General features: G+C 64.8%; 27 protein-coding genes. 15 read left to right on the top strand and 12 right to left on the bottom strand.

What is annotated here, in order from left to right:
* Positions 1 to 690 (top strand): dimethylarginine dimethylaminohydrolase family protein (locus Q0L57_RS18075; RefSeq protein ID WP_296744522.1); only part of this gene is annotated, 690 nt, incomplete at its 5' end.
* A gap of 77 nt (positions 691 to 767) precedes the next feature.
* Here the strand turns inward: Q0L57_RS18075 and Q0L57_RS18080 are convergent.
* The gene (locus Q0L57_RS18080; protein WP_296744523.1) at positions 768 to 956 is read right to left on the bottom strand and encodes a hypothetical protein; all 189 of its coding nucleotides are present in this window, start codon (positions 954 to 956) and stop codon (positions 768 to 770) included.
* Between the two features lie 138 nt (positions 957 to 1,094).
* On the opposite strand from Q0L57_RS18080, the gene Q0L57_RS18085 reads away from it, so the two are divergent.
* Positions 1,095 to 1,343 (top strand): hypothetical protein, encoded by a 249-nt coding sequence (locus Q0L57_RS18085; protein ID WP_296744524.1) that lies wholly within the window; start codon positions 1,095 to 1,097, stop codon positions 1,341 to 1,343.
* 15 nt (positions 1,344 to 1,358) lie between these two features.
* A complete protein-coding gene (locus Q0L57_RS18090; protein WP_296744525.1) occupies positions 1,359 to 1,619 on the top strand; it encodes a hypothetical protein in 261 nt (86 codons plus the stop codon).
* Positions 1,620 to 1,628: 9 nt separating this feature from the next.
* Here Q0L57_RS18090 and Q0L57_RS18095 read toward each other — a convergent pair whose 3' ends face one another.
* The 6 genes from Q0L57_RS18095 to Q0L57_RS18120 all read right to left on the bottom strand — a co-directional run bounded on the left by Q0L57_RS18095 (position 1,629) and on the right by Q0L57_RS18120 (position 5,544).
* Positions 1,629 to 2,333 carry an SOS response-associated peptidase gene (locus Q0L57_RS18095; RefSeq protein WP_296744526.1) on the bottom strand — a complete coding sequence of 235 codons (705 nt, stop codon included), beginning with the start codon at positions 2,331 to 2,333 and terminating at the stop codon, positions 1,629 to 1,631.
* A 74-nt stretch (positions 2,334 to 2,407) separates the two neighbouring features.
* A complete protein-coding gene (locus Q0L57_RS18100; RefSeq protein WP_296744527.1) occupies positions 2,408 to 2,626 on the bottom strand; it encodes a hypothetical protein in 219 nt (72 codons plus the stop codon).
* A 213-nt stretch (positions 2,627 to 2,839) separates the two neighbouring features.
* Positions 2,840 to 4,090: a sensor domain-containing diguanylate cyclase gene (locus Q0L57_RS18105; RefSeq protein WP_296744528.1), complete on the bottom strand. Its 1,251-nt coding sequence runs from the start codon at positions 4,088 to 4,090 to the stop codon at positions 2,840 to 2,842.
* A gap of 314 nt (positions 4,091 to 4,404) precedes the next feature.
* Positions 4,405 to 4,551: a hypothetical protein gene (locus Q0L57_RS18110; RefSeq protein WP_296744529.1), complete on the bottom strand. Its 147-nt coding sequence runs from the start codon at positions 4,549 to 4,551 to the stop codon at positions 4,405 to 4,407.
* Positions 4,552 to 4,654: 103 nt separating this feature from the next.
* Positions 4,655 to 4,888, bottom strand: coding sequence for a hypothetical protein (locus Q0L57_RS18115; RefSeq protein WP_296744530.1), 234 nt, complete (start codon positions 4,886 to 4,888; stop codon positions 4,655 to 4,657).
* A gap of 113 nt (positions 4,889 to 5,001) precedes the next feature.
* The gene (locus tag Q0L57_RS18120) at positions 5,002 to 5,544 is read right to left on the bottom strand and encodes a phosphatase PAP2 family protein (RefSeq protein ID WP_296744531.1); all 543 of its coding nucleotides are present in this window, start codon (positions 5,542 to 5,544) and stop codon (positions 5,002 to 5,004) included.
* 37 nt (positions 5,545 to 5,581) lie between these two features.
* On the opposite strand from Q0L57_RS18120, the gene Q0L57_RS18125 reads away from it, so the two are divergent.
* Positions 5,582 to 6,064 (top strand): DUF2127 domain-containing protein, encoded by a 483-nt coding sequence (locus Q0L57_RS18125; protein ID WP_296744532.1) that lies wholly within the window; start codon positions 5,582 to 5,584, stop codon positions 6,062 to 6,064.
* A 744-nt stretch (positions 6,065 to 6,808) separates the two neighbouring features.
* Positions 6,809 to 8,275 carry a tlde1 domain-containing protein gene (locus Q0L57_RS18130; protein ID WP_296744533.1) on the top strand — a complete coding sequence of 489 codons (1,467 nt, stop codon included), beginning with the start codon at positions 6,809 to 6,811 and terminating at the stop codon, positions 8,273 to 8,275.
* 42 nt (positions 8,276 to 8,317) lie between these two features.
* Here Q0L57_RS18130 and Q0L57_RS18135 read toward each other — a convergent pair whose 3' ends face one another.
* Positions 8,318 to 8,737 (bottom strand): cupin domain-containing protein, encoded by a 420-nt coding sequence (locus Q0L57_RS18135; protein WP_296744534.1) that lies wholly within the window; start codon positions 8,735 to 8,737, stop codon positions 8,318 to 8,320.
* Positions 8,738 to 8,795: 58 nt separating this feature from the next.
* Here Q0L57_RS18135 and Q0L57_RS18140 point away from each other — a divergent pair, with 58 nt between their 5' ends.
* Both Q0L57_RS18140 and Q0L57_RS18145 read left to right on the top strand, forming a co-directional pair.
* Entirely contained in the window at positions 8,796 to 9,266 is a 471-nt protein-coding gene (locus Q0L57_RS18140) for a MarR family transcriptional regulator (RefSeq protein ID WP_296744535.1), read from the top strand.
* A 195-nt stretch (positions 9,267 to 9,461) separates the two neighbouring features.
* Complete coding sequence (locus Q0L57_RS18145) at positions 9,462 to 10,703, top strand: glycosyltransferase (RefSeq protein WP_296744536.1); 1,242 nt, start codon at positions 9,462 to 9,464, stop codon at positions 10,701 to 10,703.
* Between the two features lie 6 nt (positions 10,704 to 10,709).
* Here Q0L57_RS18145 and Q0L57_RS18150 read toward each other — a convergent pair whose 3' ends face one another.
* Positions 10,710 to 11,465 (bottom strand): DUF4239 domain-containing protein, encoded by a 756-nt coding sequence (locus tag Q0L57_RS18150; RefSeq protein ID WP_296744537.1) that lies wholly within the window; start codon positions 11,463 to 11,465, stop codon positions 10,710 to 10,712.
* A 221-nt stretch (positions 11,466 to 11,686) separates the two neighbouring features.
* Here Q0L57_RS18150 and Q0L57_RS18155 point away from each other — a divergent pair, with 221 nt between their 5' ends.
* The 4 genes from Q0L57_RS18155 to add all read left to right on the top strand — a co-directional run bounded on the left by Q0L57_RS18155 (position 11,687) and on the right by add (position 16,862).
* On the top strand, positions 11,687 to 13,651 hold the full coding sequence (locus Q0L57_RS18155; RefSeq protein ID WP_296744538.1) for an acyltransferase family protein: 1,965 nt from the start codon (positions 11,687 to 11,689) through the stop codon (positions 13,649 to 13,651).
* A 120-nt stretch (positions 13,652 to 13,771) separates the two neighbouring features.
* A complete protein-coding gene (locus tag Q0L57_RS18160; RefSeq protein ID WP_296744539.1) occupies positions 13,772 to 14,557 on the top strand; it encodes a ThuA domain-containing protein in 786 nt (261 codons plus the stop codon).
* A gap of 118 nt (positions 14,558 to 14,675) precedes the next feature.
* The gene (locus tag Q0L57_RS18165) at positions 14,676 to 15,734 is read left to right on the top strand and encodes a Gfo/Idh/MocA family oxidoreductase (RefSeq protein WP_296744540.1); all 1,059 of its coding nucleotides are present in this window, start codon (positions 14,676 to 14,678) and stop codon (positions 15,732 to 15,734) included.
* A gap of 135 nt (positions 15,735 to 15,869) precedes the next feature.
* Positions 15,870 to 16,862 (top strand): adenosine deaminase, encoded by a 993-nt coding sequence (gene add / locus Q0L57_RS18170; protein WP_296744541.1) that lies wholly within the window; start codon positions 15,870 to 15,872, stop codon positions 16,860 to 16,862.
* A gap of 72 nt (positions 16,863 to 16,934) precedes the next feature.
* Here the strand turns inward: add and Q0L57_RS18175 are convergent, their stop codons facing one another.
* Positions 16,935 to 17,657: a 3-keto-5-aminohexanoate cleavage protein gene (locus tag Q0L57_RS18175; protein WP_296744542.1), complete on the bottom strand. Its 723-nt coding sequence runs from the start codon at positions 17,655 to 17,657 to the stop codon at positions 16,935 to 16,937.
* Positions 17,658 to 17,986: 329 nt separating this feature from the next.
* Positions 17,987 to 18,403, bottom strand: coding sequence for a helix-turn-helix domain-containing protein (locus Q0L57_RS18180; protein ID WP_296744543.1), 417 nt, complete (start codon positions 18,401 to 18,403; stop codon positions 17,987 to 17,989).
* Between the two features lie 108 nt (positions 18,404 to 18,511).
* Between Q0L57_RS18180 and Q0L57_RS18185 the strand changes: the two genes are divergently transcribed.
* The gene (locus tag Q0L57_RS18185) at positions 18,512 to 19,099 is read left to right on the top strand and encodes a dihydrofolate reductase family protein (protein WP_296744544.1); all 588 of its coding nucleotides are present in this window, start codon (positions 18,512 to 18,514) and stop codon (positions 19,097 to 19,099) included.
* 424 nt (positions 19,100 to 19,523) lie between these two features.
* Here the strand turns inward: Q0L57_RS18185 and Q0L57_RS18190 are convergent, their stop codons facing one another.
* Complete coding sequence (locus Q0L57_RS18190; RefSeq protein WP_296744545.1) at positions 19,524 to 20,768, bottom strand: cytochrome-c peroxidase; 1,245 nt, start codon at positions 20,766 to 20,768, stop codon at positions 19,524 to 19,526.
* 209 nt (positions 20,769 to 20,977) lie between these two features.
* Here Q0L57_RS18190 and Q0L57_RS18195 point away from each other — a divergent pair, with 209 nt between their 5' ends.
* The 3 genes from Q0L57_RS18195 (at position 20,978) to Q0L57_RS18205 (ending at position 23,640) form a co-directional block, all read left to right on the top strand.
* Complete coding sequence (locus tag Q0L57_RS18195) at positions 20,978 to 22,510, top strand: acid phosphatase (protein ID WP_296744546.1); 1,533 nt, start codon at positions 20,978 to 20,980, stop codon at positions 22,508 to 22,510.
* A gap of 138 nt (positions 22,511 to 22,648) precedes the next feature.
* Entirely contained in the window at positions 22,649 to 23,071 is a 423-nt protein-coding gene (locus tag Q0L57_RS18200) for an OsmC family protein (protein WP_296744547.1), read from the top strand.
* Positions 23,072 to 23,076: 5 nt separating this feature from the next.
* Entirely contained in the window at positions 23,077 to 23,640 is a 564-nt protein-coding gene (locus tag Q0L57_RS18205; protein ID WP_296744548.1) for a hypothetical protein, read from the top strand.
* Positions 23,641 to 23,865: the final 225 nt, after the last annotated feature.

Here is a 23,865-nt window from a genome sequence, read left to right on the forward strand (position 1 = left end):
GCCTACGAGCATTTCGGCGTCAACATCCACTGGCACGAGCCGACGCCGGAACTGCCGATGCAGGTCTATTCGCGCGATTCCAGCGTCATGACCCCCTACGGCGCCTTCATCACCGCCATGGCCAACTGGTGGCGGCGCGGCGAGAACTATGCCGCCATCCGCACCTATGAGAAGCTCGGCATCCCGATCTACGACATGGTCACCGCCGGCACCTTCGAGGGCGGCGACTTCAACGTCATCGAGGACGGCGTGGTGCTGATCGGCTGCGGCGGCGCCCGCACGCAGGAAGAAGGCGCCCGCCAGGTGCAAGCCTGGTTCGACAAGGAAGGCTGGGAGACGCGGCTGGCCTTCATCGACGAGTATTACGTCCACATCGACCTGATGGTGGTGCCGATCGCCGAGAAACTCACCGCCGTCTGCCTCGCCTGCACCGAGCCCGGCATCGTCGACTGGCTGAAGGGCAAGGGCCACGAGATCATCGACGTGCCCTTCCAGGACACGATGGCGCTCGGCTGCAACTTCATGTCGCTCGGCAAGGACCGCGTGATCGCGCCGACGTCGAGCAAGACCCTGATCGAAAAGCTGAAGGCGCGCGGCTTCGAGGTGGCGGCTGTCGACATGAGCGAGATCTCCAAGACCGGCGGCGGCATCCACTGCATGGCCCAGGCGCTGAAGCGCGTGCCGGCCTGAGTTTCGCGAGCGCCACTCGCCAAAGTGGCGATCTTTCGTGCCCTCTGTCCTGCCGGGCAGAGGGGCGGAACCCCTCTCTATCGCTGTTTTACACTCTTGCCGCGCGCCGTACCTAGGGCGTCGAGCCGCTCCTGGAGATGCCCGTTGAGGACGATCATCTCCTTCAGTGCCTTCACCGGATCGCCTTTATGCTGGACGATGAAGCGCTCGGCGATTGCCTGAAGCGCGGCTTCCTGGCGGCTATCCAGTCTCACGATCTGGTCCATGGCGTCTTGCTCCTCGAGCTTACGTTAGCATGTGAACAAAAAGTGAACAAAAATGTCAAGGGTGAATTGACTTGGCGAAGAACGGGTTCCTATTTTGTCAGCAGATGGGGCGGTTGCTCAGGACCAAGGAGAGCCGCATTGGGCAGACGAAACAGCCGCTATGACAGATTGTTCCGGTCGGATGCGGAAGCGATCATTCGCGACGCGCTGGAACTGCGCAAGACCGTGCTGGCGGCGCAGCTGCACCTCAAGTCCAATGGCGAGATGTACTGGCGGCTCAGCGGCTTGGTGGACCGTCTGCATGAAGTGATGGGGGCGGTTGCAGGCCGGGAGCCCGATTTCCGGGCCGCATGGCTCGGCCTGTTGCCGTTGCCCGAGGATCGTTAAGGCCGGACATGAGGAATGGCCGGACCCATGGACAGCGTCGGCCGCGCGGCCAAGGCCAACATGCTGCTTGTCGTCGAATGCCGCCATTGCTACCACGCCGGCCGCTTCAAGGCGAACGACGTGGCCAAGGTCGTCGGCTGGAACAAGCCGCTCGAAGCCATCCGCTTCCGCTGCAAGCGCTGCGGCCGCAAGGACACGGAGGTGAAGACCCAGTTCATCGACCAGGACCATCCGCCCAAGGGTTACATCTGGGTGCTGCAGAAGGCGAGGGGGTAGGGCTTGCCCTTAAAACAGCGACCCCTGCGCCGGCGGTTCAGCCGGAAACTTGATCTGCGTCGCCGGCTTCTCGACGATCACCAGCGCATCGTCAGGCGCCGGCCGCTGCAATTTCTTCGCCTCCGACCATGGTGCGGTGAGCCATGTCTCGGTTTCCTCAGGCGTCGTCAGGATAACCGGCATCGCCTTCTCATGGATGGGCGCGATCAGCGCGTTCGGCCTTGTCGTCAGGAACCCGTAGATTTCATGGTCGCCCGGGCCTTCCTTCACCTTGCGCACGCCGTGCCAGGGCGTCCAAAGGCCGGCGAAGAAGAACAGCGGCCGCTCCTCGCTCAGCGCAAACCAGAAATTCTTCTGCACGCCGGTCTCAGGGTCCTTGTCGCCCGGCTTCGGCGAGGGTTCGGCAAAGCTCGTCACCGGCACCACGCAGCGGTTCTCGACGCCGAGATAGGGCAGCCAGTGGGCATATTGCGGGTTGCGGATGTTGGTAGTGCCGGGATCGGCGTTGCCGCGCACGCGCTCGGATGGCGTCGGCATGCCCCAGCGCAGGTTCGCGAGCTCGCGGCCGCCGTCGGCGGTGTTGCGCACGACCGGCGCCGGCTGGTTGGGATAGATGTCTACCGAAGGCTCCAGGTTACCGGAGATGTCGCGCAGCGCGCGCGTCCACTGGCGTATCGCCTCCTGACTGGTGGTGATGTTGTAGAGATTGCACATCGGCAGCGCTTCCCCGTCCGCCGATTGTTCCCGTATTTTTCAGTGAACCGCAAACCGCATCGTGTCGGCGGCCCTCACCGTTCACGCCCGCCGCGCCGTTTTGCCTCCACTGGCTCCACGGCTGGCGGCTCGCCCGGCAGGCCCAGCCGGTGACGTTCTTCTTCCGCGAAGGCTTCGGCCTCGATATGGACGTTGAACAGTTGCTGCATCAGCCTGCCGCCTTCGACGACACGCACCATCCATTGGCCATTGATGCCTTTTACGCGGACGCTGTCTGGTTCGCCTGCCACCATATGCAGCTCCAGCTCTTCTGCCCCAAGAATTGCATTCCAGGATAGCAATACGATTTAACGCGCCATGAGTTGCCGCAAGGTTTATTATCATTGGCCTTTAGTAGGAGAAAAGTCGTGCAAAAGGGCCCGACTTGACGCCGAAAATACATATTTCAAGAAAAAGGCTCATAAAATGGATAGAGCGAGGGAGTTGAGACCTTCGTCGGGCCGCGCTCAGCAGAATTCGACTTCGAGGTGGCGCTCGGTCTGCGAGACGATACGGCAGCGCGTCTCGAACGCATCCGAGCGGATCTGAAGGCTGAACGTTTCCGGTACGCCGATCGAGCTGGTCACATCCAGGCCGGCGCCATCCTCGCCGAGCGTCCTCACGGTGCAGTCGATCGACGACATGCGATTGTTGAACATGATGCGCCCTGCCTTCAGCACGCGACGGCGCGGGCCGGCCGGAGCATCGTTTGGCGGCCGCCAGGCGGCGCAGCGGTTGCGACCGGCGGCCTTGGCCTCGTAGAGCGCGGCGTCGGCATTGGCGAGCAGCGCATCCATGTCGGCGGTGCGGGCGTCGAGGCTCGCCGTGCCGAGGCTGGCGGTAACGCGCACCGCCTTGTCCCCTTGTCCGACCAGGATGCGGGCGATGGCCTCGCGCAGCTTCTCGGCGACGCCGGCCACGCCGGCGCGGTCGGTATGCGGCAGGACAAGCGCGAACTCTTCGCCGCCCAACCGGCCGAACAGGTCCGTGCCGCGCAGCTCGGCCCGGCAGGCTTCGGCCACGGCGACCAGCACCTTGTCGCCTGTGGCATGGCCATGGTTATCGTTGATCGACTTGAAATAGTCGAGGTCGAAGGCAATGCAGCCAAGCCCGTGCCGGTGGCGTTGCGCCAGCGCGATGGCGTGCGCGGCCTGTTCCTTGAACGCCCGCCGCGACAGCGCGCCGGTCAAACTGTCGACCGAGGCAAGTTGGCGCAGTTCCAGCGCGTCCATGGCAAGCGCGGCGAGGTCGGTGAGGATGGCCGATTCGCGCGCTGTGAAGACGCGAGGCTCGAAACCGATGGCGCAGACAGTGCCGATATTGTGGCCGTCAGGGGTGCGCAAAGGCGTGCCGGCATAGAAGCGGATTTGCGGGGCGGACGTCACCAAGGGGTTCTGCGCGAAGCGCGCGTCATCGCGCGCGTCGGGCACCACCAGCGGCGTCAGATCCTGCAGCGTATATTTGCAGAAGGTCTCGTCGCGGCTGACCTCGCGGTTCTCCAGCCCTTCATAGGCCTTGTACCATTGCCGATGGCCGTCGATCATCGAGACGATGGCGACCGGCAGGTCGAAGATGTCGCGGATCAGCCGCGTGATGCGGTCGAACGATTCCTCGCGCGGGGTATCCATCACGTCGAAGCGGTCGAGCGCCTCCAGCCGCCCGGCTTCGGCGACGTCTTCCATCGCCACCGGCGGCGTGTCGGCAAGCATACGATGCATGGGCTCTTTGCCTCGTCACGAATCTTACCGCCCCCTCGGCAAAAATCGGAGACAGGGCTGAACATTCGGTAAAGGCGCGGCGGCGAGCGGGCACGTATGGGCATTCACCGCTGCAAACAGGGCGGCCCGGCTACCTGGGGGGGTGTAATTGGGTTCGGTGGCCGGGCCTGACCGGAGTTTGCGAGCCTGCCGGCTGGCGCGAAGATGCGCCGCTGCCCATCCGGGGGCAATAGCGACCTAGGCCCTAGGACCAAAGCAGCGCAAGGCGGGCAAAAAGGCTAAGGCGGAACAAGGTTGAGCGGTTCGCGGGATGGTCAAAAGCCGAAGAACTGCCTGCCGACGAGATAGCCGAGCGCCACGACAGCGATCGGAAACAGCGCCGGCGCGATTCTGCTGAAGAGCGAAGGGGCTAGTTCCCTCGCGGGAGAACTGGGCTTGGCATTGCCGAGGTTCTTGGTCATGGGCTCGTTGCCGGTTCAGCGACTACATTAGGTGTCGCTGATTAATTTTCCGACAATGGATTTGGCATTGCGGGATATGCCAGCGCCGTTGTCGCGCCAGGCACTATTCCGCCTGCTGGGTGCGCTCGGCCAGCGCGAAGGCCTGCAGGTTGCGCGATTTGCCGATGTCCTGGTCGGCATTGGCGATGATGGCGTGGAAGGCCGCGCGCGCAATGTCCTTCTTCTTGACGTCGGGGTGCACCTTGCGCACGGCCTTGATCAATTCCTTCGGCGTCATGTCCGGGGTGACGAGGCGCATCAGCGTATCGCCTATGGCCTGCAGTTCGTTGGCATCCACGACAATGAACCCTGTTTTGGCTCCGTGAGCCTAGCATATAGTCGGGCCAGCGCGTCACTTTTGTGATGCGCCGGCCAGATCCACCGACGAGGCGGTATGGTGACGGCGCCCGCCTAGAGTATCCTCGTGGCGAAGGCATCGAGCTTCGAATTCTCGCGATAAGCCAACCGGACCGCGACCGCCGCGATGATGGCGGTGCCGGTGCCGCCGATCACGTCGCTGACATAATGGGTGCCGAGATAGATTCTCGACAAGCAGACCAGGACCGCGACCGCCAGGAGCGCCAGGGTGCGGCGCGGCAGCGCCTGCATGGCGAAGGCCGCGACGATGGCCATGCTGGCTGTCGCGTGGTCGGAAGGAAACGACCAGTCGACGGTGGGCGGTATCAAAAGATGGGTGACGCCGGCCTCGTAGGGCCTGATCCGGTGGATGAACAGCAGGATAAACTGGTTGATGGCGAGCCCAAGCAGGAAGGACAGGCCCGCGCATAGCGCGGCATGGCGCACGTGATAGCGGTCCGTCCTCGCCCACCATTGCAGGACGACTGCCAGCACCATCAGCGGCACGCCGATTTGTGAGATGGCGATCACCATCCTATCAAGGAACGGGCTGACGCCGGCAGCCGAATTGATCCAATGGGTGAGGGAAGCGTCCATTCTTGCTTGTTTCCGTGGTCTAGCGTGAGATTGATTGATGAAGCCCGCCAGCGAGAATCGCATTCACCAGCTCTTTGAGGTCAGCGTATGGCTGAAAGGTGCACATGCGTTGATCGAGTGCATCGGCGGCATCCTGCTTTACCTTGTCACCACCGACACCATCGTCACCTGGGTCAACATGTTCACCCAGGAAGAACTGGTCGAAGATCCGAATGATTTCATAGCTGGCCATCTGTCGCGCATGGCCGGTGAATTCTCGGTCGCCAGCAAGGAATTCTATGCCTTCTATCTGTTCAGCCACGGCCTGATTAAGCTCTTGCTGGTCGTCGGCCTGCTGCGCGGCAAGCTATGGTCCTATCCGGCCTCGCTCGCGGCGCTCGGCGCCTTCATCGTCTACCAGCTCTACCGCTATTCCTACACGCACTCGCCCGGCCTTCTGGTTCTGACCGTCTTCGACGTCGTGGTGATGGTGCTGATATGGCAGGAATGGCGAATGGTGCGTCGCCATCGGCAGGCCTGACGAGCCCTTCGTTGGGTCTGACTTCATGTTTTGGCCTGGACCGGGCTGCGGCGATGACGATAGAGGCGCCGGCAACCGCCGGAAGTCCCAAGGCTTGCGCGGTTCCGAGTCGCTACGAGGCGCAACCGTGCGGTCCATATCGTCGCCTCGGCAGCTTTCGGAAGTGACTTTTTTTGGGGATAAATTCAGCCACCTGGCTTAAAGGGCAATCGCGGCGGCCTTCGCTGTGGCCCAACCATTCTTGCAGCCCGCTTGCTCCAGAGGCGGTTTTGCGGTCGCATTTTAACCCTAATCCCTATCTACGCGCCGGGGATGCCTTGGGTTCCAGCCTCACGTTTTCTTGACAGAGGCCGGAAAAACGGGCAGCAAGTCGGGTGAGGGAGAGCATTTTTACCGTGGCGAAGACCATGGAGGGCTCTTTTTTCGTATGGACCGTCGCCACAATGGCGATTGGTGGAGGGATTGGTTAACCATCTTTGTCCATCTTTTGAATCAATCGGCAACAGACGCGTGAAGGTGCAGGGGGCACCAGGCGAACTGTGATCGTGACGGATGCCAGGTCCGCAGACCGGCAAGCCGATTGAGAGTGGTCGTATGGCGTTTTTAGTGCGTTCGAAAAACCGGGGTGACACTCCTGAAGGGGGGGTAACTTCGAAGAGATCCAGTCAGCGCTGGGTTGTGGTGCCGGCCGTCGGCGCTGCCCTTGTCCTATGGTCCGCCGCGACCATGGCCGGGCTTTATTCGGTGAGCACTTCGCTCACGGCCGCCTCCAACGGATTGCCGCGCAGCCTGCTCGCTCCCGCCAGCATCGCGCTTGGCGACCAGCGTCGCCAGCTCGCCAATTCCTGGGCGCCGCGCCTGGCTGCCACCGGCGGCTACAAGACAGCCTCGCTCACCGGCGGCTGCGATGCCGGCTGCCTCAGCCTGGCGACCAGCTTCGGGCATGACGGCAAGGTGGCGCGGCTGAAGCCCGTTGCGCCGGACAGCGTCGCCCGTGAAACCGTCAGCGCCACGCATGAGCAGGTCGTGGTGGTCGCTTCCGCAGCCGGCGTCGCCGATCGCTTCGACAGCGTGGTAAAGCGCGCCGCGCTTTCGCACGAGAAGCTCGCCGCAGCTTTTGCCCGCGCCGAGAACGCGCCTTTCATGCTTGCAAGCCTGCCGGCGTCGAGCCGTTTCGGCGGCGTGCAGCCGGGGACTCCGGCCGAAGCGCGCTTTGGTTCAAACCGCGTCGACGTCCATGGTGCGTCCGAGCTGGCGCTGGCGCTCGCCAACGTCCTGCCGGAACAAACCGTCGGCGTGCCGACCACAGTCGCGCTCTCGGCAGCCGCCGACGAAGCGTCCGGAGAGCGGACCGGCGAGCAGGGCGGGGTGCAGGTCGCCTCGCTGACGCCGCAGGATGGGCTGCCCGACAGCATCGACGTGCCCGGTCTCAGGCCGCAGACAACCCTCGACCGCGCCGTGGCCGCGCCGCAGCGCAATGCCGCCGCCAAGCCTGAGCCGGCCAAGCCTGAACCGACCAAGCCTGAGGCGGCAAAGCCGCAAACCGCCCAGTCGGCCAAGTCCCGGCCCGGCAGGGGGCAGCCGGCCGACGACGCCGCGGACGCGCAGCAGACCCAGGTGTCGCCGAGAAGCACCGTGCAGGCGGCCCTTCCGGGCGTTCCCGGCTCGAAGCCGATCAAGGGCGGCAAGGCGCAGGCTCCGGCCGTGCTCGCCTACGCCAAACCGGACCAGCCCGAGCGCGGCGGCCTCGGCAGCGCCTTCAGGAACCTGTTCAGCGGGCCTTCGATGGGCAATGGCGTCGCGGTCTATGACATCTCGGCCAAGACAGTCTACATGCCGGACGGCTCGCGCCTGGAGGCGCATTCGGGACTGGGCTCGATGGTCGACCAGCCGCGCTTCGTCAACCGCAAGAACACCGGCCCGACGCCGCCCGACACCTACAATCTGACGCTGCGTGAATCGCGCTTCCATGGCGTCGAGGCGATCCGGCTCACGCCCACCAGCGGCAGCAACAAGTATGGCCGCAACGGTCTGCTCGCCCACACCTACATGCTGCGTGGCGGTCGCGCCGAATCCAACGGCTGCGTGGTATTCAGGGACTACAAACGCTTCCTCGCGGCCTACAAGAACGGCAAGATCAAGCGTCTCGTGGTGGTGCCGCGGCTGACCAGGTCGCTCACCCAGGTTGCCCAGGAAGGCCGCGACGGCTGATCGTCAGGCCGGCGGCATCGTCGACACGGCGGATGAAGCTCGCTAAGCGGGCACCAGCCCGTGACGCAGCATGACCTCTTTCGCCTTGGCCAGATCCGGCTTGCCGGGCACGTTGATGATTTCCGCAATCTCTTCGAAATAGCGGCGCCCGATGGCGCCGGGCGTCATCGTGGCCAGGACCCTGGCCGTGCCCTCATGCGGGTTCTCGTGATGATGAACGCTGCCACGTCGGATGAACACGGCGTCGCCGACGCCCAGTTCTCGGCTGTGACCGTCGACGGTGACCGTCAGTGTGCCCTCGAGCCCATAGAGGATTTCGTCGGCATCGCGATGGTAGTGGGGCGCGGGCACTCGGGCATGGGAGGGCACGACGAATTCGAACACGGTAGCGCCCTCGTCGTTCACCAGGAAACGCAGCTCCAGTTCGCCGATCCGCACGATATTGCTCTCATTCGCTTCCATTGATGGCTCCTCTCTTGTAAAGTTATTTTACAACGTGACGTAAAGTGACTTTACATTGATGTCAATATCCGAACCAATGCAGTCCGACAACGGCGCCGAACCACGCCCGCCGTTTTTCGGCGCCTTGCTGCGAATGACCTGGCAAGGCGTGCGCGACCGCATGCTGCAAGCCATCCATCAAGCCGGTTTCGACGATTTCCAGGAGGCTCACTTCGCCGTGTTCTCCTATCCGCTTCCCGACGGCGTCAGGCCGTCGGAACTGGCGCGTCAAAAGCGGATGTCGCGGCAGGCGATCAATTACCTGATCGGCCAACTCGAAGAGCTCGGCTATGTCGAGCGGCGCGCTTCCGCCGAGGACGACCGCCGCCTGATCTATCTCAGTGCGCGCGGACATCAGATAGCCGAGGCGATTTTCAACTGCTTGCGCCAGTTGCACACGGAATGGTCCGAGGACATCGGCCACGAACGGTTCGATATCTTCCTTGACGTCCTGCGGCAGCTTTCCGTCAAGGCGCAGGAGAGGCCCTGAGAACTCGGCCGCCTCTGAGCGGGTCGATCACAATTGCGGGGATTGGCGACCGGTCCGACTTGTCGCAAAGCGCCGAGAGAGACAGGAGATCGTCCCCCCTCCCAGAACATAAATATGGCGCGGCCCGGGCTTGCGGCAAGACCCCGGACATCGCGTATTTACGCTGCTCCGACCAACGACAAAACGGAGCATGGAATGCGGATTTTACTATCGACCTACGGTTCGCGCGGCGATGTCGAGCCTTTGGCGGCGCTGGGGGCGGCGCTACGGACCCTCGGCGTCGAGGCGAGGGTCAGCGCCCCGGGCGACCAGGAGTTTGCGGCCGTCGTTGCCCGCGCCGGCGTGCCTTTTGCGCTGGCCTTCGCGCCGGTGCGCGAATGGGTGAAGGAAATGATGCGGCGCCGGGCTTCGGCGTCGCCCGAGAGCCGCGCCGAGTTCATCTCCAGCCAGGCGGCCGAGATCGTCGCCCGGCAGTTCGACGCGCTGTCGGCCGCCGCCGAAGGCTGCGATGCCGTCGTGGCGTTCGGGCTATTTCCCTCCTGTGCCGCCGCGCGGCTGGTCGCCGAGCTGCGGGGCATCCGCTACATGCTCGGCACGTTCTGCCCGATCTGGCTGCCGTCGGCGCATAATCGGCCCTTCGAGTATCCGGGTCATCCGCTTCCGCCCGAGGTGACCGACAACCGGCTGCTGTGGCAGCTGGATGTCCAGACCAAGAATGCGCTCTTCGGCAAGGCGATCAACGGTCTGCGTGCGTCGCTCGGCTTGCCGCCTTCGGACAATGTCCGCGACTATGTTTTCGGCGACCCGGTGCTGCTTGCCTGCGACCCGACGCTAGGGCCATGGCTGCCCTCCGACCTGATCGACGCCGTCCAGACCGGCGCTTGGATCCTGCCGGACGAGCGACCGCTTCCCGAAGGGCTGGAAGCATTCCTCGAAGCCGGCCCGGCGCCGGTCTATGTCGGCTTCGGCTCGATTGCGGTCGACAGGGAGGCGGCGCACGCCGCCATCGAGGCGATCCGCGCCAAGGGGCTGCGCACGGTGATCGCAAGCGGCTGGGCCGAGCTTTCCCCGATCGACGATCGCGACGACTGCTTCGCCGTCGCAGAGGTCAATCAGCAGGCGCTGTTCCCACGCATGGCCGTGGTCATGCACCATGGCGGAGCGGGCACGACCGTCGCGGCCACGCGGGCAGGGGTGCCGCAGGTGGTGGTGCCGCAGATTGGCGACCAGCCATACTGGGCCAGGCGGGTCGCGGAGCTCGGCATAGGCGCGGCGCATGACGGTGCAGTCCCGACTACAGGGTCATTGTCGGCGGCGTTGGAGACGGCCCTGGCCCCCGAGACCCGCATCCGCGCCTCGGCCATCGCCGGCAAGGTGCTCGGCGACGGCGCCGAGGTCGCGGCGAGATTGCTGGTCGGCCAACTGAGCCGACGTTAGGCTTCACTACTGTTGAAGTTCGGCCAGCGCCCGTTGCAAGGGCGCTGGCGACACCTGGATCGGACCGGTGAAGGGCGTATCCATATCCAGAATGAGGAAGATCGCCGCGGCCGCAAGCGCCGCCGACACCAGCAGCGTGCCGACCACGATGCTGTTGCGCGGCGCCCGGAAGCCGTAGCCGGCGAAGATCAGCGTCAGCCAGGCAACCATCAAGCAGATCAGCGGCGCCGGGATCGCGCCTTCCGATTGTTCGGCCAGCACCCACCGCATTTCGACGACTTTCTGCAACTGCTGCATGGCGCTCTGCTGCATGGCCGTCCGTCTCGCGTCCGGCGGCGCCAGTGCCGACAGCCTGTCGCCGACCTGGTTGAGCAATAGTTCCGACAGCTTGTTCGGCACGACGGTCGTCTCGCTGTCATTGGCGGTGGTGTCGACGACGCGCTGGACATAGGAGCCGAGCGATTGGCGCACGCCGCTGGCCTCCGGTCCGTACTGCCGCAGCGTCCGGTCGAGCAGGATGAGGTCCGTGGCGAAGGTGTGGATGTTGCGGTCGATCGACTCGAAGGTGTTCTTGGCCGAATTGATCATCAGGCCCAGCATCAGCGAGAACATCATCGCGAACAGGTTGGCGGCCAGTCTGACCACCGCGGTGGTTTCATCATGGCGATGGTGGGCCGGAAGGCGCTCATGAACAAACAGGCTGGCCAGCGACGCTCCGGCCAGACAGGCGAAGACCGCAACCCCAACCGCCGTCTCGAACATCGCCGATATTGTGCACGGAAGAGGGCGGCTGCCAATTGCCCCGAAGCGCTTGAATCAGGCTGGCAGCATAAGCGCGTATGTCATTGTTCGCGAAGGATGCTTTCGGGCCGGCCCTCCCGTTATGTTGCACTGCGTTAGATTTGTTGCATTGCGATATCGACGGATAGGGCCGAGCCTTGTCGCCAGGCGGGATACGAACGAACAATGCGAGGTTCGTCTTCGTGTCAGAATCGTCATCGTCGCAAGATTTCCGGCCCGACATAGAAGGCTTGCGGGCGCTCGCCGTGGCGGGCGTGGTCGCCTATCATTTCGGCCTCACGGCGCTGCCCGGTGGCTTTGCCGGGGTCGATATCTTCTTCGTCATCTCCGGCTATCTGATCACCCGCCAGCTTGCCGGCGAGATCGCCGAGACCGGCCGGCTCGACTTGCTGCGCTTCTACGCGCGACGCGCGCGCAGGCTGTTGCCGGCGGCGCTGGTCGTCATCCTGGCGACGCTTGCCTTCGGGGTCATCGTGCTCTCGCCGCAAGAGCAGGCGCTCTACTCCAAGGGGGCGATGTACGCCTCGACCTATATGATCAACCTGTGGCTGATCCGCTGGTCGTTCGATTATTTCAACGACGCCGCCGGCAACCCGTTCATCCACTACTGGTCGCTGTCGGTGGAAGAGCAGTTCTACCTCGCCTGGCCGGCGCTGCTGATGTTGGCTGCCTGGCTGAGGCCCGGCAGGCGAGGGGTAATGATCGCCATGGCCATCGTAGGCGCCGTTTCCTTCGCCGCTTGCGCGTGGATGACGAGCGTGTCGCAGCCCTGGGCCTTCTATTTTTCGCCGCTGCGCGCCTGGGAGTTTGCCGCCGGCGGCCTCGCCGCGGTTGCGCCGGCTTGGCTTCCGCGCGACCGCCCACGGCTTGGCACGGCGCTCGGCCTCGCCGGGCTGACGATGATCGCCACCGCTTACCTCACCTTCAGCGAGGACTCTCCCTTCCCCGGCTTCCTGGCGCTGGCGCCGGTGGCCGGCACGGTCCTTCTGCTCGAGGCGGGCGCGGCCGGCGCGAGGAGCAAGCCCACTGCGCTCCTCGCGCTGCCGCCCTTGCGCTGGATCGGGAAGCTTTCCTATTCGCTCTATCTCTGGCACTGGCCGGTCATCGTCTATGCCGGCGCGCTGGCGCCCGAGCTGACGCTCGCCCAGCGCCTTGCCTGTCTCGGGCTGACTCTGGTGCTGTCGGTGCTGAGCTACCATTTCATCGAGAACCCGATCCGCCGCAACGGCTGGCTTACGGCCAATGCGGCGCGGGCGCTGGTGCCGGCCCTCCTCCTGACCGGCACCGGCGCCGCAGCCGCCTATGGCAACGCAAGGCTTGCAACGGCCGACCTCGACCCCGCGCAGCGCATCATCGCGGCAAGTGCCGCCGAGCCCTCCACGGCGCGCGCCAGGGCGGGCTGCGTGGCCGACTACCAGACGGTGACGCCGAACCCTTGCGTGTTTGGCGATGGCGGACGCGCAATCGCGCTGTTCGGGGATTCCCACGCCGACCAATGGTCGACGCCGTTGATCGATGCCGCCCGAAAGAACGGTTTTCGCGTGGTGACCTGGCTGAAGAATTCCTGCCGCGCCTCGCGCATCAGCATCTGGTCGTCGCAGCTCAAGCGCGGCTACAGCGAATGCGACCGCTGGCGCGAGCAGGCGATCGACGAGATTGTCCAGGCGCGGCCGGCGCTTGTGGTGATCTCGGAACTGGCGCTGACCAGCGGGCGCAAGATGGCGGCCCGCATCGGCGACACCAGCCGCCAGGACGCCGACTGGCGGGCGGGCCTGCGCTCGACGCTCACCAGCCTCAGCAAGGCGGGCCTCAAGGTCGCCTTCATCCGTGACGTGCCCTTCAACGACGAGCATATCGAGACCTGCGTGGCGCGCGCTTTGTGGCGGGGCGAGACGCCCTCGCGCTGCGACCAGACGCGCGCCTATGCCGCCAATGACGCCATGGCCGCTGTCGAGCGCGAGATCGTCACCAGCGTGCCGAACGCATCCTACATCGACCTCACGGACCGTTTCTGCAGCGACACCACCTGCCATGTCTTCATCAACGGCAAGCTCGCCTTCCGCGACCAGCATCATCTGGCCACCCCCTTTGCGAAGTCGCTGGAGCCGGAGGTCGAGCAAAGGGTGGTCTCGAAGGCGGGAAGCTAGGCTTGGCTGTCCGGGTGCTGAGGGTGCGACCGCTCTTGAAAAGCGCTTTCAATACCGGCTGGAGGCGCTATCTATGACCGCCAGGCGGCTCCACCCCTTCAATCATTCACGAGGCTATGCATGACAATACGCGCTGTCGTCTGGGGCGAGAACATCCATGAGCGAACCAACAAGGTGGTTGCCGGCATCTATCCAGAAGGCATGCACGCCACCATCGCCGCGGCGCTCAATGCCGACAAGGCGATCTCCGCCACGACCGCGACGCTGGAGCAGCCCGAGCATGGTCTGCCGGAATCGCGGCTGGCCGAGACCGACGTTCTGGTCTGGTGGGGCCACAAGGACCATGGCGCGGTGGCCGACGAGGTGGTCGAGCGCGTCGCGCGCCGGGTGTGGGAGGGCATGGGGCTGATCGTTCTCCATTCCGGCCATTTCTCGAAGATATTCAAGCGGCTGATGGGCACGCCCTGCACGCTGAAATGGCGCGAGGCGGGCGAGCGCGAGCGGCTTTGGGTCACGAGCCCCAATCACCCGATCGCCGAAGGCGTCGGAGAATTCTTCGAGCTCGAGAACGAGGAGATGTATGGCGAGCAATTCGCCGTGCCGGAGCCGCTGGAGACGGTGTTCATCTCGTGGTTCCAGGGCGGCGAGGTGTTCCGCTCGGGCCTGACCTACCGGCGCGGCGCGGGCAATGTCTTCTACTTCCGACCCGGGCACGAGACCTACCCGACCTATCACGATGCGACCGTGCAGAAGGTGCTGCGCAACGCTGTGAGATGGGCGCACAATCCGCAGGGCAAAAAGTCGGCCATACTCGACGCGCCGAACGTGCCGGTCGAGAAGGCGCTCGAGCCGATCGAGGAGCGCGGCCCCAAGCTGCATGCGCATGGCGAGGCCGGTTTCCGCTGACGCGATTCCAGGAAAAGTGCGCAGCAATTCCCACGGTCCGGAGTTGCGCAGGGACGAGACTTGAACCAAACTCGCCTCATGTGATTGAATCGAACCAATTCGCTCAGAGGAGCAAGAAATGCGGCTTTTGATACTGGGTACCGGCTGGATGGCGCAGGAACATGCCCGGCGTTTCGGTGCCATCGAGGGCGTCGACCTTGTGGCGGCTGTCGATGTCGATGAAAAGCGGGTCGGCGAATTCGCCGACGGCTTCAAGATCCCGAAGCGTTTCACCTCGCTGGAGGCGGCGCTCGACTGGGGCGATTTCGACGCCGTCGCCAATGTCACGCCCGACCGCATCCACCACCCGACCACCATGGCGCTGATCGCCGCCGGCAAGCCGGTGCTGTGCGAGAAGCCGTTGGCCGAGAATTTCGGCAAGGCCAGCGAAATGGCCGACGCGGCGGAAGCCGCCGGAATCGTCAACATGGTCAACCTCACCTACCGCAACGTGGCGGCCCTGCAGAAGGCGCGGCAGATGGTGCAGGCGGGCGAGATCGGCACGGTGCGCCATGTCGAGGCGTCCTACCTGCAGAGCTGGCTGGTGTCGAAATTCTGGGGCGACTGGCGCACCGATCCGAAATGGCTGTGGCGGCTGTCGCGCGGCCACGGCTCCAACGGCGTGCTCGGCGATGTCGGCATCCACATCCTCGACTTCGCCAGCTATGGCGCGGCGCTCGACATCGACCATGTCTTCTGCCGGCTGCGCGCCTTCGACAAGGCGCCGGGCAACCGCATCGGCGACTACCAGCTCGATGCCAATGACAGCTTTGCCATGACGCTCGACTTCGCCAACGGCGCCTTCGGCGTGGTCCACGCCAGCCGCTGGGCGACAGGCCACATCAACGAGCTTCGGCTGCGCATCTATGGCGACAGGGGCGGCATCGAGGTGGTCCACAATCTCGAAGGCTCGATGCTCAAGGCCTGCCTGGGCGGAAATGTCGAGAACGCCAAATGGGAAGTGCTCGAAGCCGGCACGGTGCTCACCAACTACCAGCGCTTCGCCGAGGCCGTGAAGAGCGGCGTGCAAACCGAGCCGAACTTCCGCCACGCGGCCGGCCTGCAGAAGGTGCTGGACCTTGCCGTGGTGTCGGACGAGAAGCGCGCCGAACTGAGGGCCAACGCGGATACGCAATAGCTCTTCCTCGGCCTCGCAAAAGCTGGAGGAGGAACCAGCTCCCGCTCGGCGCCACACAAATCTTTCAAGCGTTTCTTGAAGCTGGCCCCCCGGCGTTTCATGGTTTAATGCGGCCACGAGTTCGGGGAGGCTTCATTGACCGACTACATTGGGTTGCCGAAGGCCGAAGTGCATATCCATGTCGAGGGCTGCTTCGAGGCCAGCGACGTGGTCAGGAATTGCGAGGAAGCCGGCATTCCGCTTCGCGCGCCGCGTGACAGGCTTTTCGAAGCGCATGACCTGAAGAGCTTCCTCGAAATGCTCGACTGGGTCTGCGGGACATTCCGCACGCGCGAGCAACTGGCCATCGCCGCCTACAAGTTTGCGCGGCGAATGGCCAAAAGCGGCGTGCGCTATGCAGACGTCATCGTCAACCCGACCCACTGGCCGCACTGGCACAGGAATATCCCCGGGATGATCGACGCCTTCGACGCCGGTTTTGCGGCCGCCGAGCAGGACGGATACCCACCAGTCGGGCTTTGCGTCAGCCTGTTGCGCACCCAATCGGCCGAAGAGGCGATCGAACTGGTGGAACTGCTGGGCAGGATCAGGCACCCGCGCGTCGTTGCTCTTTCGATCGACGGGAACGAGGCGGCCGCCGGCCGCACCGGCCCGCGCTTCGCCGAAGCGTTCCGCCGCGCCGCGGCGGCCGGACTGCGGCGGACCGTGCATGCCGGCGAGTCGAGCGGTCCCGAGGGTGTCCGCGATGCAATCGAATTGCTCGGGGCCGACCGCATCGACCACGGCGTGCGGGCGATCGAGGAGCCGGAACTGGTCGACCTGCTTGCCCAGAGGCGGATTCCGCTCGGCATCTGCCCGATCTCCAACATCGCGCTCGGCCTCTATCCGTCGCTTGCGGAGCACCCGATCGACGCCTTGCGCAAGGCCGGTGTTCGGGTCTCGGTCAATACCGATGATCCCGCGCTGCTCGGGACGACGCTTGAAGCCTCTTACGCGGCTTGCGCCGAAACCTTCGCATGGGACGGCGAAACCATACGTCAACTCGCCGCGACATCGGTGCATGCGAGCTATGCCGACACGACGGTTAAGGCGCGGATCCTGGCGGACCTGGCGCTCTGGCAGGCGTGACAAGGCCGCGAGGGGCAGTCATCAAAGCCTGAGCCTGGCCAGGCAGGGTCGGCGCTGTCCGGCCTCAGGGTTCTATCGAGCGCGATAAATCCCGATCGCCGCCGCCACCAGCGCGGCATTGCCGTCCGCCACCGTCCCGTCCGGCAAATCCTTGCCATCCTCCAGCCCCACCCGCGTCGAAAGTTTCCGCGCCGCCGCCCTCTCCACGAAAGGCCACACGGTCGCGTTCTCGCCATGAAGCAGGATCGAGCGGTGGATGCCGGCGCGGTCGAGCACCTTCTGGATGCCCTCGGCGACCGCGAAAGCTTCCTCCAGCGTCTGCTCGGAAATCTCGATCAGCACGCGCAGCACCCGCCCGCCATGGTCGAGGCTGGCCAGCCGCAAGGCATCGCCGATCGATGCAAGCCCGGCCTCGATGCCGACGCCGCGATCGCGCAGCGCCTCCATCACTTCGGGCGCCGCCGCCTCGCTGAGGTTGACTGAGGCGTAGTCCGGCAGGTCATGCCAGCCGGCGATCGCGGCGAGCGTGCGCCTGTCGTCCTTTTCGATCCAGGCGCCGGTCGAAACGCCGATCAGGGTGCCCGGACAGGCTCGGCGCAGCGCCTGGATCGTCCGGTCCATCGCTTCCGGCGCCAGGCTTTCCTGCCGGTCGGCCCCGCGCGCGTGGACATGCAGTTCGGCAGCGCCCGCCGCGATCGAGGCGGCGCCGTCCTGCGCCATGGCGTGCGCGTCGAGCGGCAGGGAAGGGTGGAAATCGGCGGCGCGCGCGCCGTTGATGCAGGCCTGAACGATCATGGCGGGGCGATCCTGTTCAGCCCGAGACTAGCGCAGGAGAGGGCGAAGCGAAATCAGGGCGGCGGCCAATGTTGACAGCTGGTGGCGCTGCCCGACAATTTCGCTGGTCGAGGGACAGCACCCCCCTCTGTCCTGCCGGACATCTCCCCCTCAAGGGGGGGAGATTGGTCGTCACCAAGGCCTTCGCCAATCTCCCACGTGGCAGAATAGGCGAGGCCGTGAAGCCGCTAATCTCCCCCCTTGAGGGGGAGATGGCCGGCAGGCCAGAGGGGAGTATCGTAGAACGCTGCCTTGACGGCTAGCTCTCCAAAGGCGGCCGCATCTCGCCGCTACCCCAGATGCTCGGCCCGCAGCCTCTCCTTCATAGCCTCAATCCCCGCGTCTCCTCCATCCGCCAGTTCCTTCGCGATCCGCGCCAGATTTTCGTCCGCCTTGCGATATTCGCTCCCCCAGGCGCCCAGTGCCGCCAGCACCGGCAACAGGTCGATGCCGGCTTCCGTCAGCCGGTAGATCGCCTTCAGCCCATGGGTAGGGTCGTCGCTGCGGGTGAGTATGCCTTCGTCGACCAGTGTCTGCAGCCGCTCGGCGAGCGTGCGCGACGAGATGCCCTCGTCGGACTGCAGGAACTCGCGAAAGTGCCTTTTCCCGGCGAAGACCAGGTCGCGGATGATGAGCAGCGTCCAGCGGTCGCCGATGAGCTCGAGCGACAGGCTGATCGGGCAGCCGGACCGTTCCCTGGTCGACATGGTCATGGTTCCATTTTTAAATCGCTTTACTATTGACAGCGTTTCGGTCTCTGCGTCAAATGGTTCCGAAAGTAAATCATTTATGTGGAAACCCAAGGAGGACCCGAAATGAAAAAGCTCATCCTTCAGATGCAGATGTCGGTCGATGGATTCGTCGGCGCTAAGCAGGATCATCCCTGGCAACTCTGGGAATGGGGCGATGACAGCGCCTGGGACGACGAGCTGAAGCGTGACTTCAACGCCGTCTTCCAGACCATCGACACCATTCTGCTCAGCCGCAAGATGGCCGAGGAAGGCTACCTTACCCACTGGGGCAATGCGGCGCGCCAGTTTCCGAAGGACCCGTTCTATGCCTTCGCCCAGCGCATCGTCGAAGCGCGCAAGGTGGTGCCGAGCGACAGGCTGAAGGCTTCGCGCTGGGAACGCACCAGCGTCGCCAGCGGCGACCTGCCGCGAGAGGTCGATGCACTGAAAGCGGGCGAGGGCCGCGACATCGCCGTCTTCGGCGGCGCCGGCTTCGCCTCGGCGCTGATCGCCGCGGGGCTGGTCGACGAGTTCCAGCTCTTCATCAACCCTGCGGTGCTGGGCGCCGGCCGCCGCATCTTCGACCAGGGCGGCTTCGCCAGGCTGAAGCTCATCGGCTCGAAGGCATATGCCAGCGGCATGGTGGTGAGCCGTTACGCGCCGACGGCGTGAGGGACTGTTTCAGCGCAACGGCGCGCTGCTTGAATCATTCCGGCAGCACGTTCCCTTAAACACGCGCCAGGCCGGCCTTTTTCGGTCCTGCAGCGCGCCACCGGCGGCCAGCCTCGACAGGTCAGCTTGCCCCACGGACCGCCCATGCTGCGGCCAGGACGGGTAATCATTGGCAACCGCGGCGAAGCAATGGGCCTCGCGCGAGGTCAAGCCGATCAGGAGGCGGCCGGCATATTCGGCCGGCACGCCATTGCCCGTATCGAAGACCGCCCAACTGTCATGGGGCGGCTCCTGCATCGCAACGAACCGCATTCGAGCCCCCGCTCTGAATGGATGCTAATATAGCAGTTGCTGTTCGGCGTTCCTATGACCTGGACCACACACGCCTGTGGAACGATACCAGGCACGGTTGGCCCAGTCGCCCTTAATGTCCTGCCTGATCCGCGTCCGTCAGCGTGCCCAGGAACGCGACGATGTCGTCGATCTCGGCGTCGGTCAGCGCTGGCTTGTCGCCGGGTTTCTTGCCGTTGAAGGGCGGGTCGGCGTTGAGGTTTCCCCAGTAAGCTTTTGGCAGGTCGTCGAATTTGTCGACCGTGCCGTCCGCCTTCTTCGGGTACCAGCGGCCGGGATCCGTGTCGCGGCTGGCGTAGAAGGCGACGGCATCGCGCAGCGTGTGGAAATAGCCGTTGTGGAAGAAGCTCCTGCGCAGCGCCACGTTGCGTAGCGTCGGCGTCTTGAACAGGCCGCAATATTCGGCGCGACCCTTGAAGTCGGCGCGCAGAGGTCCGCACAGGCCGAGGTCGAAATAGGCGGGGTCGGCATTGGCCGGGATCGCCGGGTTGCGCGGCACCGCGACGGCGATCAGCCCGTAGTCCGTGAATTGCGGCGGCTCGCCGTCATTGGCGGGCTCGCTCAAATGGCAGCTCGCGCAATTGCCCTTGGCCTCGTCCTCGAACAGCGCGCGGCCGCGCAGCTCCTGCGCTGTCAGCTGCGCCTTGCCGGCGAGGAAGGCGTCGTAGCGGCTGGAATAGGGATAGAAGTCCTGGCTGCTCTGCTCGAATGTGCCGAGCGCCTCGACCGCGGCGCCGAAGGCATCTTGCGGGTGGTCGAACACGTCGTAGCCGAAGGTCGCCTTGAAGGCGTCGGCGTAGGGCGCCCTGCGCAGCGCCGCGACAACCTGGGCCTCATCCTTGTTGCCCATCTCGAAGGGCGACAAAAGTGGGATCCTGGCCTGGTCCTTGCCGTGGTCGGCGCGGCCATCCCAGGTCAGGCCGCCGGTCGGGCCGTTGTCGACGCTTTCGTCGCCTTCGTCCTCGGAATCGTAGAAATGCTCGCTGAAGGCCGGCGACGCCTGCAGGTAGCGCAGCGACGGCACCGCGCGCAGGCCGGGTCGATCGAGGTTGGGGCCGCCCATTTCGACCGGCGCGGCCGAGGCCGGACCGAAGGCGTGGTTCGGGTCATGGCAGGACGAGCAGGCCTGCCTGCCCGAGGCCGACAGCGACGGATCGAAGAACATTTTACGGCCCAGCGCCGTCAGCGCCTCGGCCCGCGCGAAAGCTTCCGCGCGCGACATTGGGCCGGGGCTGGCGCTGCCTGCCGGCAGGCTATCGGCCGGCCACGGGATGATGCCGGCGAGCGCGGCGAACGTCGCGGATTTCCATCGAGCCATGGCGGTCCAGTCCGTTTGCCTCTGCGTAGGCACGCATTGCTACGGATTGATGACCGACGGTTCAAGGCGCGGATAGGATGCGCCGGGCGGGCAGCGCTTGAGGTCGAAGCGCCATTGTGCTCCACTTTCCCTGTCACAAAGGTGACAAGCACCAGTCCTAGCGTCGCCCGGTTCCTCCAGCCATTTCCCCAGCCACGAGGCATCCCCAAATGACCAGGTCCTTCCTCTCGCTCGGCCTCGCTTCCACGGCGCTGGCATCTCTCGCCGCTGCCGCCCATGCCGCTCCGCCCGGCTATGACAAGATCGACACCGTCGTCGTCATCTACGCCGAAAACCGCAGCTTCGATAATCTCTATGGCGGCTTTCCCGGCGCCAATGGCTTGGCCAATGTCAGCGCCGAGCAGGCGCGCCAGCTCGACCGCGACGGCAAGCCGCTTGCCGAACTGCCGCCGGTCTGGGGCGGGCTCACCGGCAAGGGCGTGACGCCGGCGGTGACGGAAGCACAGACCGCGCATCTCGCCAATGCGGCCTTCGCCATCGACGATCCCAAGGGCTTCAACGAGGGCATGGGCGTCGTCACCCATGACCTGTGGCACCGCTTCTACCAGGAGCAGATGCAGATCAATGGCGGCAAGAACGACAAGTTCGTCGCCTGGGCCGATTCCGGCTCGCTGGTCATGGGCCATTATGACGGCTCCAGTCTGCCGATGTGGGCGGTCGGCCAGAAATACGTGCTCGCCGACAATTTCTTCCAGGGCGCCTTCGGCGGCTCCTTCCTCAACCACTTCATGCTGGCCTGCGCCTGCGTGCCCTTCTACCCGCACGCCGACACCAGCCCGATCAAGGGCCAGATCGCGGTCGTCGAGTCCGACGGCGTGACGCTGAAGGCGGCCGACAATGCGCCGCCATCCGCGCTGGGCGGCGTGCCGAAATTCGCCAATGACGGCGCCATCACGCCGGACTTCTACGCCGTCAACACCATGCAGCCGCCTTACCAGCCGAGCGCCAACAAGCCGGCCGAGGGCGGCGACAAGGCGCTCGCCGATCCGGCCGCGGCGACTACGCTGCCGCCGCAGCACGACGTCACCATAGGCGATCTGCTGTCGCTGAAGGGCGTCTCCTGGGCCTGGTACAGCGGCGCCTGGCAGGCGGCGCTCGACGGCAAGAACGCCACCCCGGTTCCGAACTTCCAGTTCCACCACCAGCCTTTCAACTATTTCGCCGCCTATGCGCCCGGCACCGCCGCGCGCGCCGAACACCTGAAGGATGGTGGTCTTGACGGCGTCGAGTTCATCAAGGCGATCGACGACGGCAAGCTGCCCGCCGTCTCCTTCTACAAGCCGCAAGGCAACCTCAACGAGCACAGCGGCTATGCTGATGTGAACTCCGGCGACAAGCACCTGGCCGACCTCGTCGCGCATCTGGAGAAGAGCCCGCAATGGCAGCATATGCTGGTCGTCGTCACCTATGACGAGAATGGCGGCTTCTGGGATCACGTCGCGCCGCCCAAAGCCGACCGCTGGGGCCCGGGCAACCGCATCCCGGCCTTCATCATCTCGCCCTACGCGAAGATGGGCACCGTCGACCACACGCAATACGACACCACCTCGATCCTGCGCTTCATCACCGCGCGCTACGACCTGCCGGTGCTGTCCGGCATCGTCGCCCGCGACAAGGCGCTGGCTGCCAACAACGAGCCGCCGATGGGCGATTTGACGGCCGCGCTCGATCTGACGAAATAGTGTTTCAGGACTTAGCTTCCTCTCCCCCACATTCGTGGGGGCGAGGAAACGCTAATCGCCCAACGCCTCATCCTTGACCATTGCGCTAGCGAATTCCTGTCCGCTATCTGTGGCCGTCAGATCAGATGAGGCCGTGTCATGGCAGAACTGAAAATCCGCACCAGAACCACCGGCGCTTCCGCCGTCCTGCCGCCCGGCGGCCTGCCGGTGGTGACGACGCCGACCGGCGGCACGGTGGATGTGGTGACGGCGGTGAGCGCGCCGGGCTTCAACCCGCTCGACCTGCTCTATGCCTCTTTGGCTGCCTGTATGGTGCTCAGCGCCCGGATCGCCGCCAATCGTCTCGGTGTCGCCGACCGGCTTGGCGAGGTGAGGGCGGAGGTTGCCGGCGAGAAGGCGAAGGATGAACCGTCGCGGGTCGAGACCTTCAACGTCAGGCTGGAGATCGCGGGCGATCTGGACGCGGCGACGAAGCAGCGCATCCTGGAGGATGCCGAAAATATCTGCACGGTTTCCAACACGCTGCGCGGTTCGCCGGCGCTGCACGCGACACTCGGGTGAGCGCCATGGCGCATCTTTCCCCGATAGATTACGCGACGGCATCGCAGGACATCCGCGCCGAGCACGACAGGGAAATCGCGCTGCGCGGCCGCATGACCAATATGAAGCGAATCCTGCTGCATTCGCCGGCGGCGCACCGCATCTACGCCGAATGGTTCACGCTGCGCGACTTGCTGAAGCCGGCGCTGGACGATCGCGCCATATGGCTGTTCTCGACGGCGATCGCCGAGACGATGCGCGCCGAAATACCCGTTACCTTCTTCCGCCGCGCGCTCATCGGCAGCGGGCTCGACCCCGAGACGATCGTGCCCACGACCGACGAAGTGCTGCTGATTGCGTTCGGCAAGGCGGTTGCCGCCGATGCCAATGCGGTTCCGGACGATACATGGACTGCGCTCAAAGCGCGCTACGACGAGACGCTGCTCGTCAACCTCACCGCCTTCGCCGGCATCATGGTGGCGACCTGCGTGTTCACCAACGCGGTGAAGGTCGATCTCGATCCGGAGCTGGAGGGATATCGCAGACCTTCTCCTTCTCCCCTTGTGGGAGAAGGTGGATCGGCGCGATAGCGCCGAGACGGATGAGGGGTGTTCCAGCTTGGCAACAGGCTTGAAATTGCCGCCGCCTCATTCTGTCCAACACCCCTCATCCGACCTCGCTTCGCGAGGCCACCTTCTCTCACAGGGGGAGAAGGGGAGGCCGCGCCCATCTTCGCAGGAATCGGGTGGCTCGCTCCTTCCGCTCGCCCCATCTTCATGGGCAAGCAAGGAGGCACCCATGACCATCCATTCCCT

The sequence above is a fragment of the Mesorhizobium sp. genome, assembly GCF_024509055.1.
Taxonomy (GTDB): Bacteria; Pseudomonadota; Alphaproteobacteria; order Rhizobiales; family Rhizobiaceae; genus Mesorhizobium.